Genomic DNA, 13,003 nt, shown 5'->3' on the forward strand with positions numbered 1-13,003 from the left:
TATGGAAAGTTCGTCAAGTATTTTTTCTATTTATCCCCTAAAAGCTACATAGAGAAGCTATAGTAAGCCTACGACAGATCATTAGAATATCGCCAAATGGTATTCAATCCCTCAAATCCTTTCTTTCAAAAATTCTCCAAAATGGAGTACTAAACTCCTATACGGCAGCAAAACTAGTAACATAGCCAAATAATTCACTTCCCAAACCTACTTATAAGTAGGCATAAATGAAATGGAGCCATTTCATCAGAACAGCAAAGGTTTATCACTTTATAAAAACATTATGCTCTAAAATATAGGAGATTTTTAACGGGCATCTAACAACAAATATCCTGTACAACAAACTGTAAAGAATGACGCTCTGCAAGGCGAAATTTACGTTGCTTTAACCGCTTTAATCTTAAAGCTCGAACTTGTGATAATCGAAATAATTTATTGTTTTTCTTCTTCAAAAAAGTCTTTCTTTTTACTGCCATAATATCCTCTACCTTTATTTAAAATTATTAAATAAGAGAAAATCTTTCTGTAAATTATTCACTATTCTGCTGGAGAAGTTGGACCTTGCTCTTCCTTATTTTGCTGGATACGATGATAATTCACAATGCTATTCATATAGCGACGAATATTCTCCACATATTGCAATGCTTCATAACCCCGCGCATAGCCATATTTAAGATGAGTGTAATAACGTTTTTCCGCTAATAACGGTAAATTTTTCTTCACATCAAGCCAATTATCGGGATCGCCGCCCAATTCTTTAGTTAAACGACGAACATCAATTAAATGGCCTAACCCCATATTATATGCAGCCAACGCAAACCAAATACGGTCTTCTTGATGAACCGTTTCGGGTATTTGAGCGAGTAGCAAATGTAAATATTCTGAACCCGCTTTGATACTTTGTTCTACATCTACACGGTTCGTTATTTTCATTCTATCTGCTGTCGCTTTAGTTAGCATCATCATCCCTCTAACGCCTGTTGGCGATGTTGCCTCTGGATTCCAATGGGATTCTTGGTAAGCGACCGCTGCAAGCAAACGCCAATCAAGTTCGCCTTTATATTTTTCAAAAAGTTTTTCATACTTAGGCAAGGTAGTTTCAATCGCGTTTAAATAAGATCGGGTATCCACATAATCAAACTGTGCCAGATGATTAAAATATTTTTCTTCAATGCGTGCCATTATCCCCGTTTCAATGGCATTGTTCATAAACTCAAGCAAAGCAGCTTGCAACTCGCTATAACTACTTTCCGCCAAATACCAATGAATCGTGGCTTCATCGGTAACATCAAAAGCCACACTGATCTGGGGCTTAATCTGCTGTAACATTGCAATGTCCACCGAATTGGCAATGGTGTAATCAATTTTCCCCTCTGCGACTTGTAATAACAGCTCTTCGGGGCTTTGCTCCGCAACTTGCCAAGCCAATTCAGGCACATCAACTTTAAATTGAGTGAGTAAATGATTCAGTGCTTCCCCTTTGCTAATCACCAACTTTCCCGTTAAATTCGCTAACGTTGCAGGGCGGGGGCTGCCTTTACGATAGACCAGTTGCCAAGAAGCGGAATAATAGGCGGGACCTATTTGAAAATGCGTTAAGCGGTCGGGGTGATACAACAAATTCGCCGCCGCAATATCAATTTTCCCCGCCGACAAAGCGGTAAAAAGCTGTTCGGCGTTCTCCATTGCTTGGATTTCTAACTCTGCCCCAAGATAATCGGCGAAAGCCTTTGCCAGCTCATAGTCAAAGCCTGAAGCCCCGTCATTCCCAATAAAATAGGAAATGGGATTATTCAGCGTTCCTACCACCAGCTTGCCCCTTGATTGGATTACCGCATAGGGATTTTCCTCCGACTGCATTATTCGCTGCCAAGGGAAAACCATATCAATCGCCCAAAGCAACAAGGCAATCGCGGTAACAATACGCAAAAATAAGCCTTTCAATTTACCTCTTTCTCTTTAAGAAACAATGGGTTAATGTGCATTATCGTCCTTCGTAAAATCATAAAACACCTAAAAATCCGACCGCACTTTTAGGCTTTTGCCATTTCAAATTCGATCAACATCATTAGAATGTGGATCACTTTGATGTGGATCTCTTGAATACGATCCGCATAGCGAAAATGTGGCACGCGGATTTCCACATCAGCAAGCCCTGCCATTTGACCACCGTCTTTGCCCGTCATCGCAATCACTTTCATTCCTTTGTCTTTCGCCGCTTTAATCGCATTGAGAATATTTTTTGAGTTGCCCGAGGTGGATAATCCAAATAGCACGTCGCCTTTTTGCCCTACAGCTTCCACATAACGGGAAAAGACATATTCATAACCGAAATCATTACTCACACAGCTCAAATGGCTGACATCTGAAATCGCAATGGCAGGATAGCCAGGGCGATTTTCGCGGTAACGCCCTGTTAATTCTTCAGCGAAGTGCATCGCATCACAATGCGAGCCGCCATTACCGCAAGACAGCACTTTTCCGCCTTGTTTAAAGCTATCGGCAATTAACAATGCAGCTTGTTGAATTAATTCGATATTTTTTTCATCGCTAATAAATTTGTTAAGAACATCTTGTGCTTCAACCAGTTCGGCTTTAATTTGATCTAAATACATTTTTTTCTCCGTGAGTATTGTTATTCGATGTTAATCATAGTGCGTTACTTCACGCATCGAAACCGTACAAATGGTGGCGTTAATCTACCACGATTTAGGCATTAATTCATTAGGTCGTTGCCAGATTTCCACAGAAGCCCGCGTTGCCTCCCTGCGATACCGATTGCAAGGCTTGGTGTCACTGCCAGTACAAGGCATACCGCGAGGCAACATCACAACCCATTATTCGCCCATAACGCCTTATTTTACTTGAGTTTTTATTCAGCCCGCAAAGTACGGAGCAATTCTGCCACAAAATCTAACCGCACTTTGCTTTCAGTTAAATCCCGATGAAACCTAAATTTCGTTGGTCCGTCAAAGCGATACACTGCTGGCGATTGCTGAATAAGTTGCAAGAATTTTGTTGGATCAAGGCTTGCTTTGGGTGAAAACTCGATAAATCCTCCCTGTGCGGTGGCTTCAATACGAATGATTTGTAATGGCTTGGCTTGTAAGCGGAGCTGTGCGATGCGTAATAAATTTTTGGCTGGCGTTGGCAACAAACCAAAGCGATCAATGAGTTCCACTTTTAATTCTTCAAGCTCTTGCTCACTTTCTGCCCCCGCAATGCGTTTATAAAAGCCAAGACGCATATTCACATCGCCTAAATAATCCTCTGGGAGCAAAGCGGGAATACGTAAATCAATCTCTACTTGGCGTTGCGTGAGTTCATCAAGGGATAGCTCACGTCCTTCCCGCAAGGCACGCACTGCACTTTCTAACAGCTCCATATATAGCGAGAAACCAATGCTTTCAATTTGTCCGCTTTGTTCATCGCCTAGCAATTCGCCCGCTCCGCGAATTTCTAAATCTTGCGTTGCCAACATAAAGCCTGCCCCGAGATTATCCAGACTTTCCAAGGCTTCAAGGCGTTTCAAGGCATCTTTTGTCATTGCTTTTGGCGGTGGCGTGAGTAAATAGGCATAGGCTTGATGATGCGAACGCCCCACTCGCCCACGCAGTTGGTGTAATTGTGCCAAGCCAAAGCGATCCGCGCGTTCAATGATGATGGTGTTCGCCGTTGGAACATCAATCCCTGTTTCAATAATAGTGGAACAAACTAGCACGTTATAGCGCTGATGATAAAAATCAGACATCACACGTTCTAGCTCACGCTCTCGCATTTGCCCGTGGCCGATCACAATGCGTGCTTCTGGTACAAGTGCGGCAAGATTTTCCGCACAATTTTCAATGCTCGCCACATCATTATGCAAATAATAAACTTGTCCGCCACGCAGAATTTCACGCAAAATTGCTTCACGAATAATTAAATCATCGGCCTGTCGCACAAAGGTTTTAATGGTTAAACGGCGCGCAGGTGGCGTGGAGATAATAGAAAGATCACGAATGCCATTCATCGCCATATTTAAGGTGCGTGGAATTGGCGTTGCCGTCAGGGTGAGAATATCCACATTGGCGCGCAGTTGCTTGATTTTTTCTTTTTGACGCACGCCGAAACGGTGTTCTTCATCAATAATCAGCAAGCCGAGATCTTTAAATTTCACTTCTGGCTGAATCAGTTTGTGCGTACCGATTAGAATATCAATCTTGCCTTCCGCTAAATCAGCAAGCAGGGCTTTTTGCTCTTTTGCCGTTTTAAAGCGTGAAAGCACTTCTACATTTACTGGCAAGTTGGCAAAACGATCTTTAAAGTTCTCGTAATGTTGCTGGGCAAGAAGCGTGGTCGGCACAAGCACTGCCACTTGTTTATGGTTCATTACCGCCAAAAATGCGGCACGCATTGCCACTTCTGTTTTACCAAATCCCACATCACCACAAACTAGACGATCCATCGCTTTGGGCTGACACATATCGGAAATCACAGCGTTAATCGCGGTCATTTGATCCAGGGTTTCCTCAAAAGGGAAAGTGGCAGAAAACTGCATAAATTCATCGCGATCATAATGAAAAGCAAAGCCTTTTTGCGACTCTCGCAAGGCATACACATCAAGCAATTCCGCTGCCACATCGCGAATTTTTTCCGCTGCTTTTTGCCGACTTTTCACCCACGCATCGCTACCCAGTTTATGCAAGGGAGCGGTTTCTTCCGAGCCACCTACATAGCGACTGATCAAATGCAATGAGCTAACTGGCACATACAACTTGGCATCGTTGGCATAGTCGAGTAACAAAAATTCGGAGGTGATGCCTGCGTTTTCTAAGGTAACCAGTCCCGCATAACGCCCTACGCCGTGATCTAAATGCACCACTGGCTGACCAATTTTCAGCTCTGCTAAATGTCGGATTAAAGTATCAGGATTGACGGATTTTTGTCGATCGCGACTACGTTGCTGTACACGTTCGCCGAGCAATTCTGTTTCCGTAATCAACGCAAGGGAATCCGCCCCTTTCTCCACAATAAAACCACGATCTTGGCTACAAATCAGCAAACTTTGCTTTTCTTGCAAGTCTGAAAGATGCGCAATTTGTTTTGGTCTTAATTTCAACGGACTGAGCAAATCAAGCAAGGTTTCGCGCCGCCCTTCTGTTTCCACACAAAAGACAATATCACCATTAAACTGCGTCATAAATTGTTGCAAAGGTAAGAGCGGTTCTTTTTGTTGCAATTTTAGGCTTAAATCTGGCAAGGCTTGCACAGGCAAGTTTTGCTGACGCACAGAAGCTCGAGCCACTCTTTCCGCTTTCAAGGTGATTTTAGGAAAATGTTTGAGCTGATGATTTATTTGGTCAATGGGCAACCAAAGCTGATCTGGCGGTAATAAAGGACGCATTGGATCAACACGGCGGCTTTCATAACGCTGTTCACTGTCTTGATAAAAACGCTCACCTTGTTGCTGGTTACTCTCAAAATCAACAAATAGCGTTTGTTCAGGCAAATAATCAAATAAGGTGGCCATTTGTTCAAAAAACAGCGGTTGCCAATACTCAATCCCTGCTGCCAGCGTGCCTTTGCTAACCTGTTGATAAATATGCTCAGGATCACGGCGAATTTCGCCAAAGGTTTCACGGAATTTGGTGCGGAAAAATTCAATACCTTTGTGATCAGTGGGGAACTCTTGGGCGGGCAACAACCGAATTGAGGGAATTTCCTCCAGCGTGCGTTGCGTATCCACATCAAACGTGCGAATGCTATCAATTTCATCATCAAAAAAATCCAAGCGAAAAGGCACCGCACTTCCCATTGGGAACAAATCTAGCAACGCGCCACGCACCGCGTATTCACCGTGTTCCAACACCTGTTCCACCGCACGATAACCTGCATTTTCTAGCTTTAAGCGGAAATCATTAATCACAATGCGATCGCCTTTTTTAATCAGTAAAACGTTGTGTTGCAAATACTCAGGCGGGCAAACTTTTTGCATTAAAGTGCTGATCGGCAAAATAAAAATGCCGTTTTTTGAATTTTGCAAATGGAATAACGCACTGAGCCGTGAAGAAATAATATCTTGATGCGGTGAAAAGCTGTCATAAGGTAAGGTTTCCCAATCGGGGAAAAAGGTAACAGGCTGCGAAACGAATTCCGCCAAAACTTTCGATAAACGCACCGCACTTCGCGTGTCTGGCGTTACAACTACGGTAAGTCCTTGATGGCTCTGTGCAATTTCTGCAAGGGCTAAGGTATCGCTACCTGCAATCACATTGGCTAAAATTTTGTGATCATTGGATTGGGTTGGGAGATTGATATCGAAGTACATCATAAAGTGCGGTGTTTTGCTATATATTCTTACATAAATAATTATCTCATTCCGCTAATAAACGCTGAATAAGTTTCGCATTTGCTGGAGGGAATTGGCTAGCATCAAGTTCAGACTGAGCGATCCACATTCCTTCTTGCCCCTCGCGACCAAAAGGTTCTCCAACCCATTGTTCTACAAGATAAAAATGGAATTGAATAATTTTGGTTGGGTATTCAAAGACAAAACGCTCAAACAATGTTGCATTGAGCAGATGAATGCCGATTTCCTCTTCCAACTCTCGTGCCAACGCTTGTTCTGGCGTTTCCCCTTTATCCACTTTGCCACCAGGAAATTCTAACGATTGGGCAAAATCCTGCCCCTCAAGGCGTTGAGTGAGATAAATTTGCCCAAATTCGTTACGAATAATGCCCGCCGCAACTTGTATGATGGGTTTGCTCATTTTGTTTCCCCTATGACTATGACGAAAAGAGCGGTGAAAAATAGGGTCAAATTTCGACCGCTCTTTATCGATTGCGTGAATTAGACTTGTTTAGCACGGCTGCCGTGGCAATGTTTGTATTTTTTGCCAGAGCCGCAAGGGCAAGGCTCGTTGCGTCCAATTTTACGCGAAGGATTGTCTAAATCCTCTCCCTCACCTTCATTTTTCGCATTGTTATATTGCATTTGAGCCTGCTCGCGAGCCGCGATTTCTTGCTGTAATTTTTCCGCTTGTTCAATTTCTTCTTGAGTGCGAATTTGTACGCGGCTCAACGTGGTAATGACACTGAGTTTTAAGGCATCCAGCATATCCATAAACATTTGGAAAGATTCTTTTTTATACTCTTGTTTTGGATCTTTTTGTGCGTAACCACGGAGGTGAATCCCTCGACGCAAGTGATCCATCGCCGCTAAATGCTCTTTCCAAAGCTCATCAAGGGTTTGTAACATCACGCCTTTTTCAAAGTGTTGCATTGACTCTTTGCCAACCAGCGCTTCTTTGCGTTGATATTCTTCTTCCGCAGCTTGAATAATCCGTTCACGCAAGGCTTCTTCGTGGAGCGTGTTATTTTCCTCAAGCCACTGAGCGAGCGGAAGATTTAATGCGAAGTCTTGTTGTAAACGTAATTCTAGCCCTGGAATATCCCACATTTCTTCCAGTGAGTGCGGTGGAATATACTGATCAATCACACGATTAAAGACATCTTGACGAATTACATTGATGGTTTCGGAAATTTCATCATTGTCTAATAACGCGTTGCGTTGCTCGTAAATGGCGTGGCGTTGATCATTGGCAACATCGTCAAATTCGAGCAGATTTTTACGCCCGTCAAAGTTATGGGCTTCCACTTTGGCTTGAGCGGAGGCAATCACTTTGGTGAGCAATTTGGATTCCATTGCTTCACCCGGTGTGCTGAAGGCTTTACGCATCATATTCAATTTACCCTCGTTGAGGTAAATTCGCATTAAGGCATCGTCTAAAGATAAGTAGAAGCGTGATGAACCTGGGTCGCCTTGACGACCTGAACGTCCACGAAGCTGGTTATCAATACGGCGAGATTCGTGGCGTTCTGTGCCGATAATATGCAAGCCGCCCGCTTGTTTCACAATATCTTGGCGTTCCTGCCATTTGACTTTGATTTCTTCAATCTGGGCTTCGCTTGGGTTATCCAGTTTTGCCACTTCCGCTTTCCAGTTACCGCCGAGTACAATGTCAGTACCGCGACCTGCCATATTGGTTGCGATGGTAACTGCCCCTGGGTATCCCGCATTAGCGATAATTTCCGCTTCTTGGGCGTGGAATTTCGCGTTTAACACATTATGTTTGATGCCCGCTTGGGTGAGCAGTTGGGAAAGCAATTCTGATTTTTCAATTGACGCCGTTCCCACTAACACAGGTTGGTTGCGTGCAATACAATCTTTGATTTCTTCAATGATCGCTTCAAATTTGTATTGCTCATTTTCAAACATTAAATCCGTGCGATCATCGCGAATCATCGGGCGATTGGTTGGGATCACAATGGTTTCTAAACCATAAATTTGTTGAAATTCAAAGGCTTCCGTATCTGCCGTTCCAGTCATTCCCGCCAGTTTTTCATATAAACGGAAATAGTTTTGATAGGTGATGGAAGCAACAGTTTGGTTTTCATTTTGAATTTGCACGCCCTCTTTGGCTTCAATGGCTTGGTGCAAGCCATCAGACCAGCGGCGACCTGCCATTGTGCGTCCCGTATGTTCATCAACGATCACGATCTCACCGTCTTTCACGATGTAATCCACATCACGCTCAAATAAGGTATGCGCCCGCAATGCCGCATTAACGTGATGTAATAAGCTGATTTTAGCTGGGGAATACAGGGATTCGCTTTCTTGCATTAACCCTTGCTGAATGAGTAGTTGCTCAATTTTTTCTTGCCCGCGTTCGGTGAGGTAAGCCTGTTTGGTTTTTAGATCCAGGGTGTAATCGCCATCACCTTGGTATTCTTCCGTGTCCTCTTTATCTTGTTTGATTAAATGAGGAATTAATTTATCCACCGCGATATACAGTTCCGAGCTGTCTTCCGCAGGCCCTGAAATGATCAATGGCGTTCTTGCTTCATCGATCAAAATGGAATCCACTTCATCGACCAATGCGTAATATAATTCTTTTTGGAAGCGATCTTGTGCAGAATGTGCAAGGTTATCACGCAGATAATCGAAACCCAGCTCGCTGTTTGTGGCATAAGTGATGTCGGCGGCATAGGCGGCTCGTTTTTCTTCGCCAGAAAGCCCTGGAATATTCACGCCGACGGTCATTCCTAAAAATTCAAAGAGCGGGCGGTTAATTTCCGCATCGCGGCGTGCAAGGTAATCATTCACCGTAACCACGTGAACCCCTTTGCCCGTTAAGGCATTGAGATAACAAGGTAGGGTGGCGGTTAAGGTTTTCCCTTCCCCCGTCCGCATTTCAGCGATGCAACGGTTGTTTAGCACCATTCCGCCGATAAGTTGCACGTCAAAATGACGCATACCCAGTACACGTTTGCTCGCTTCTCGCACTGTGGCGAAGGCCTCTGGTAACAGGTTATCAAGGCGTTCTCCGTTTTTCAGACGCTCACGAAACTCTGCCGTTTTGCTTTGTAGCTGTTCATCGCTCAAGGCCTCAAACTCGGCTTCCATTTTGTTGATTTTTGCTACTTGTTTATTTAAACGGCGTAAAATGCGGTCATTACGACTGCCAAAAATTTTTGTAAAAATTGTTCCAAACATATTTTTTTCTTTCAATATTAATAGGTTATACATTATTTCAGGCTTGCCTGAAACTGAGAAGAAGGGGCATTTTCTGCCGATGAATGGGGTTAGGCGAAAGGCCCAGCCCGAATGATAATGGCGTGAGCGTTTAGGGTTGATAAAAAGTGCGGTATGTTTTTTAGTCGAATTTTTGTCGCAGGGATTTGCCTGTTATTTAAGACAAACTGTGATTGAATTTGCTGTTTCTGCTGGCTTTGTTGTTGGCTCTGCTGAATAGCGAGCTGACGCGACTGTTTCACATAATTTTCATCAGCAAAGTTTGCATTGTTTAAGCCCTGTGCTTGAGGCAAGGCAAAGATCGCAATCATACTGAGTATGAGTTGCGACCAAAAATGCTGGGTGCTTTTCGATGAAATCATTTTTTCGCTGAGGTTAAAGTAAAAATTGCTGTTATTGTAACGGAAAATCACTACAATGTCTTTTTCATATCCGTAATATTAGGTCAAAAAAGCAGAAAACAAGTAATGCGATACAGTAAACCCACGAATGTGCAAGATGTGCTAGAAAATTCGAGCCTTGGCAAGATTATGCAAAAAGGCATTTTGTTACAGCAGTTAAATGAACAGTTAGAGCGGTTATTTCCTAGCCAGTTTAAAGGGTTTTATCGGGTTGCCAATATCGCTGAAAATAGCCTTGTTATTGAAGTTGCCAATGCAATGGTACGACAAGGGCTATTATTCAAACAACAAGAATTATTAGCTCAAATTCAGCAATTCCAACCGCAGATTCAGCAACTGAATTTTAAAGTGAATCCTGCCTTGCTTCGCTAAGCACAGGCGAATTTTTGCCGTTAAACGTAGCAATCAGCTCATTGACTTTAATCCGTTTATGAGACGCTTGACTAATGGAGCGTTGCACTTTTAAGCGTTTAATTTTCGCCCCTTGATAAATTTGGCGAGTGAATTTGGTGTCGTGATTGGAAATCAGCACTGAAATTTGCCGTTCATTTGCCGTACGCTGTGCCAATTCCGCCAAAGTTTGCTGATGAGCTAAAGAAAATTCATTGCCTGAATAGCTGGTGAAATTGGTTTCCTGTTTGAGGGGGGCATAAGGCGGATCGCAATAAATCACCGAGTTTTCATCGGCGAATTTGAAAGCCTCGTGAAAATCAGCACAAATAAACACCGCACTTTGTGCTTTATAGGAAAAATAGCGTAATTCAGCTTCTGGAAAATAATGGGTTTTATAGCTTCCAAAAGGCACATTAAATTCATTTTGGCTGTTATAGCGACATAATCCATTGAAACCAAAGCGGTTTAAATATAAAAATAAAACCGAACGTTCAAAGTTGTTGGTGGATTGATTGAACTGGGTTCGGCGGGCATAATAATATTCTGCCGTATTCGCCTGAGGGTGAAAAAAGACACTTTTTGCGGCCTCAATATACAAATTGACATCTTGTTTTACTGTATTAAAGAGATTAATCAAATCAGCATTAATATCGACCAAAATATACCGCTCAAATTGACTATTAAGAAAAACCGCTCCCGCTCCCACAAAAGGTTCAATAAGACATTGTTTTTTCTTCGGAAACAATTTATTGATTTGATCTGTAAGGCGAAATTTCCCACCCGCCCATTTTAAAAAAGGGCGGTATTTTTGTTGAGGGAAAATTGTAGCATTAGGGGACATTGAGATTAGTCAGTTTGCGTGCAGCGAGCAATAGCGGCAAGCACAAGATCTTTATCGCTATCGCTAGCGACATAGGCTTGCCCTAAAGATTTCAATAAAACAAGGCGTAATTTGCCTGCTAGCACTTTTTTATCACGCATCATATGCGGTAGGTAATCTTCAGGCTGCATTGTATCAGGGGAAACTGTCGGCAAATTGGCACGGGCGAAGAGTTTTTCCAAACGACCAACCTCTTGTACAGACAAATCGCCCAGCATTTCAGAGAGTGCTGCAGCCATCATTGCCCCCGCAGCCACTGCCTCACCGTGCAACCATTTGCCATAGCCTAAATGAGTTTCAATGGCGTGTCCGAAAGTATGCCCTAAATTCAGTAAGGCACGATCGCCTTTTTCTGTTTCATCGCGGGCAACTATATCGGCTTTGATTTGACAACAACGAGCGATACATTGCTGTAACGGGGCTTGCTCAAGGGCAACCAATTCATCAATGTGCTGTTCAAGCCATTCAAAGAAAGAATAATCCAAAATCGCCCCGTATTTAATCACTTCTGCCAAGCCCGCATTGACTTCACGTTTTGGCAAGGTGTTTAAGGTGAGCGTATCAACAATCACCGTACAAGGCTGATAAAACGCCCCAATCATATTTTTACCCAACGGGTGATTCACCGCTGTTTTACCGCCCACAGAGGAATCTACTTGTGCAAGCAATGTGGTTGGAATTTGGATAAAACGCACACCACGTTGATAGCTTGCCGCCGCGTAACCTGCCACATCACCAATTACCCCGCCACCTAATGCGATAATGGTGGTATCGCGACCGTGTCTTTTTTCTAAAAGTGCGGTAAAAATTAGGTTTAGGGAATCCAAATTTTTGTATTGTTCACCGTCAGGCAGTAATACGTGATCAACAAGGCAGCCTAATTGAGTAAGGGTTTCACTTACAGGGGCAAGGTAATGTTGTGCAATCGTTGGATTGGTTACGATCATCACCTTATCGCCCGCGTTAAGGGGATACACATCGGGCTGAGAAAGCAATCCCGCACCAATATAAATAGGATAACGACGATCTTTTAATTCAACATTTACGCACAACATTGTTTTTCCTTTTTAATTAACCGTTGATATTCTCAATTAAATCAACAATTTGATTTGCCATTACCTTCGCACTTTGATCATCGGTTGGCAAGGTAATATCTGCCACTTCTTGATAAAGTGGATTGCGGATTTTCGACAATTCTTCAAGCACTTGACGCGGATCTTCCACATCTTGCAATAACGGGCGTTTTTTATCTCGCTGTGTCCGTTCAAACTGCTTATCTACCGTGGTTTCAAGGTAAATCACAATACCGCGAGCAGAAAGATGATTACGGTTTTCTTTCGACATCACCGCACCACCGCCAGTGGAAAGCACGATACCCTGTTTCTGCGTTAATTCATTAATAATACGCTCTTCACGTTTACGGAAGCCTTCTTCTCCCTCCACATCAAAGATCCAGCTAATATCCGCCCCCGCACGCTGTTCAATTTCAGCATCGGTATCAATAAAATCCATTCCCAATAATTGTGCTAACTGACGACCAATTGTGCTTTTCCCAGCTCCCATTGGACCAACTAAGAAAATATTACGTTTTTCTGCCATTTTTCGTTGTTCTTCTTTAACAAAATTTAAAATTATTGATCTTTCCGATAAATAAAAAGACAACCACAAATCTTCATTATGGTTGTTAAAAGATCACCCAAAAAATAAGTGCGATTATCGCAATAAATGCCCACCGATTTCAACCTTCAAAGA

General features: G+C 43.0%; 11 protein-coding genes. 2 read left to right on the top strand and 9 right to left on the bottom strand.

Annotated elements, in window-relative coordinates; translation table 11 throughout:
- Positions 1–537: 537 nt before the first annotated feature.
- Entirely contained in the window at positions 538–1,944 is a 1,407-nt protein-coding gene (gene mltF / locus HBL79_RS07320) for a membrane-bound lytic murein transglycosylase MltF (protein ID WP_035688121.1), read from the bottom strand.
- Between the two features lie 89 nt (positions 1,945–2,033).
- A complete protein-coding gene (gene lpcA, locus HBL79_RS07325; protein ID WP_017806819.1) occupies positions 2,034–2,615 on the bottom strand; it encodes a D-sedoheptulose 7-phosphate isomerase in 582 nt (193 codons plus the stop codon).
- A gap of 70 nt (positions 2,616–2,685) precedes the next feature.
- On the opposite strand from lpcA, the gene HBL79_RS07330 reads away from it, so the two are divergent.
- A complete protein-coding gene (locus tag HBL79_RS07330) occupies positions 2,686–2,868 on the top strand; it encodes a hypothetical protein (protein ID WP_124994796.1) in 183 nt (60 codons plus the stop codon).
- 4 nt (positions 2,869–2,872) lie between these two features.
- On the opposite strand, the gene mfd is transcribed toward HBL79_RS07330, so the two are convergent.
- The 4 genes from mfd to secM all read right to left on the bottom strand — a co-directional run bounded on the left by mfd (position 2,873) and on the right by secM (position 9,939).
- On the bottom strand, positions 2,873–6,310 hold the full coding sequence (mfd, locus tag HBL79_RS07335) for a transcription-repair coupling factor (protein WP_046097219.1): 3,438 nt from the start codon (positions 6,308–6,310) through the stop codon (positions 2,873–2,875).
- Between the two features lie 46 nt (positions 6,311–6,356).
- The gene (gene mutT / locus HBL79_RS07340) at positions 6,357–6,752 is read right to left on the bottom strand and encodes an 8-oxo-dGTP diphosphatase MutT (RefSeq protein ID WP_017806821.1); all 396 of its coding nucleotides are present in this window, start codon (positions 6,750–6,752) and stop codon (positions 6,357–6,359) included.
- Positions 6,753–6,832: 80 nt separating this feature from the next.
- Positions 6,833–9,538 (bottom strand): preprotein translocase subunit SecA, encoded by a 2,706-nt coding sequence (secA, locus tag HBL79_RS07345; protein ID WP_035688117.1) that lies wholly within the window; start codon positions 9,536–9,538, stop codon positions 6,833–6,835.
- A gap of 89 nt (positions 9,539–9,627) precedes the next feature.
- Positions 9,628–9,939, bottom strand: a complete 312-nt coding sequence (gene secM / locus HBL79_RS07350; protein WP_035688161.1) for a secA translation cis-regulator SecM — start codon at positions 9,937–9,939, stop codon at positions 9,628–9,630.
- A gap of 105 nt (positions 9,940–10,044) precedes the next feature.
- Between secM and HBL79_RS07355 the strand changes: the two genes are divergently transcribed.
- Positions 10,045–10,350 carry a DciA family protein gene (locus HBL79_RS07355; protein WP_035688115.1) on the top strand — a complete coding sequence of 102 codons (306 nt, stop codon included), beginning with the start codon at positions 10,045–10,047 and terminating at the stop codon, positions 10,348–10,350.
- Here the strand turns inward: HBL79_RS07355 and HBL79_RS07360 are convergent.
- From HBL79_RS07360 to aroK, 3 genes are read right to left on the bottom strand one after another with little or no spacing between them, the layout of a single operon-like run.
- Positions 10,322–11,212 (bottom strand): Dam family site-specific DNA-(adenine-N6)-methyltransferase, encoded by an 891-nt coding sequence (locus HBL79_RS07360; RefSeq protein ID WP_035688112.1) that lies wholly within the window; start codon positions 11,210–11,212, stop codon positions 10,322–10,324. The genes HBL79_RS07355 and HBL79_RS07360 overlap by 29 nt on opposite strands.
- A gap of 5 nt (positions 11,213–11,217) precedes the next feature.
- Entirely contained in the window at positions 11,218–12,306 is a 1,089-nt protein-coding gene (gene aroB / locus HBL79_RS07365; protein WP_035688110.1) for a 3-dehydroquinate synthase, read from the bottom strand.
- Positions 12,307–12,322: 16 nt separating this feature from the next.
- On the bottom strand, positions 12,323–12,883 hold the full coding sequence (gene aroK / locus HBL79_RS07370) for a shikimate kinase AroK (RefSeq protein ID WP_272487554.1): 561 nt from the start codon (positions 12,881–12,883) through the stop codon (positions 12,323–12,325).
- Positions 12,884–13,003: the final 120 nt, after the last annotated feature.

It is taken from the genome of Avibacterium paragallinarum, from assembly GCF_011765605.1.
Lineage (GTDB): Bacteria > Pseudomonadota > Gammaproteobacteria > Enterobacterales > Pasteurellaceae > Avibacterium > Avibacterium paragallinarum.

Coding starts and splice junctions, on each gene's coding strand:
- HBL79_RS07360 (WP_035688112.1), bottom strand. CDS start 11,212: ATGTCCCCTAATGCTACAATTTTCCCTCAACAAAAATACCGCCCTTTT.
- mfd (WP_046097219.1), bottom strand. CDS start 6,310: ATGTACTTCGATATCAATCTCCCAACCCAATCCAATGATCACAAAATT.
- secA (WP_035688117.1), bottom strand. CDS start 9,538: ATGTTTGGAACAATTTTTACAAAAATTTTTGGCAGTCGTAATGACCGC.
- aroB (WP_035688110.1), bottom strand. CDS start 12,306: ATGTTGTGCGTAAATGTTGAATTAAAAGATCGTCGTTATCCTATTTAT.
- HBL79_RS07330 (WP_124994796.1), top strand. CDS start 2,686: ATGGTGGCGTTAATCTACCACGATTTAGGCATTAATTCATTAGGTCGT.
- lpcA (WP_017806819.1), bottom strand. CDS start 2,615: ATGTATTTAGATCAAATTAAAGCCGAACTGGTTGAAGCACAAGATGTT.
- secM (WP_035688161.1), bottom strand. CDS start 9,939: ATGATTTCATCGAAAAGCACCCAGCATTTTTGGTCGCAACTCATACTC.
- HBL79_RS07355 (WP_035688115.1), top strand. CDS start 10,045: ATGCGATACAGTAAACCCACGAATGTGCAAGATGTGCTAGAAAATTCG.
- mutT (WP_017806821.1), bottom strand. CDS start 6,752: ATGAGCAAACCCATCATACAAGTTGCGGCGGGCATTATTCGTAACGAA.